Genomic DNA, 1,053 nt, shown 5'->3' with positions numbered 1-1,053 from the left:
CTGATCCGTGTTGAAAATCTCGGGCCTGCCGTGCTTCGCCAACGCCTCCTGGACCGCTTCGACGCAGAAGGCCGCCTCCATTGTGATCGAGACGCGATGGGCCAGGACCCGTCGGCTGAACACATCGACGACCGCCGCGAGATAGACGAAGCCACGCCGCATCGGAATGTAGGTGATGTCCATTGCCCACGCATGGTCGGGCCGCTCGATCTTCAATCCGCGCAACAGGTACGGGTAGATCTTGTGACCCGGAGCCGGCTTGCTCGTGTTCGGGCGACGATAGACCGCCTCGATCCGCATGCGCTTCATCAGCGTCGCGATGTGGCGGCGACCGGCGTATACGCCCTCCCGCCGCAGCAACGATCGCAGCATACGCGCTCCCGCGAAGGGATAATCGAGATGCAGCTCATCGAGCCGACGCATCAAGGCAAGGTCCTCGGCCGAAACTGGCCGAGGTTCATAGTAGACCGTGCTGCGAGCCAGCTTCAGGACCTTCGCCTGGCGCACGATAGAAAGATCATGACCGCGGTCGATCATCGCTTTGCGCTCAGCAGGCCCGCCTTGGTGAGCGCGCCGGACAAAAAATCGTTTTCCAACGCCAGCTCGCCGATCTTGGCATGTAACGCCTTCAAATCGACCGGCGTCTCGGCCGATGTCTTGTCATGCCCAAACACGCCGGCGGCGCCTTCCAGGAGCTGGTTTTTCCAGATCGTGATCTGGTTCGGATGAACATCAAACAGCTGCGCCAGCTCCGCCAGTGTCTTGTCGCCTTTGACCGCAGCCAAAGCAACCTTCGCCTTGAATGCCGGAGAATGCGTCCGGCGGCTCTTCTTCGTCATCTTCGCTCCTGATTCGCAGCAAGAATCCTCGCCGCTGTCAGGCAGAAAATCCACTCAAGCTACTGTCCGAATTTGCGGGGCCAGCTCTTTGGGACAGGCGCTGAACCTCCTCCGAATGAGTGGACACCTGTAGTAGGCTCATTGAGCCCGGAGGTGTCGAATGGAACGTCAACGTCGGTCATTTACCGAGGAGTACAAGCGCCAGGCCGTCGAG

1 pseudogene is annotated in these 1,053 nt (G+C 60.2%); it reads right to left on the bottom strand.

Annotated elements, in window-relative coordinates:
- Window positions 1-839, bottom strand: a pseudogene (locus JQ628_RS34380) (IS3-like element ISRj2 family transposase); the annotation flags it as partial.
- Window positions 840-1,053: the final 214 nt, after the last annotated feature.

The organism is Bradyrhizobium lablabi, from assembly GCF_018129385.1.
Classification (GTDB): domain Bacteria; phylum Pseudomonadota; class Alphaproteobacteria; order Rhizobiales; family Xanthobacteraceae; genus Bradyrhizobium; species Bradyrhizobium lablabi_C.
The sequence above is the reverse complement of the archived record's forward strand: the minus strand, read 5'-3'. Positions and strand labels throughout refer to the sequence as shown.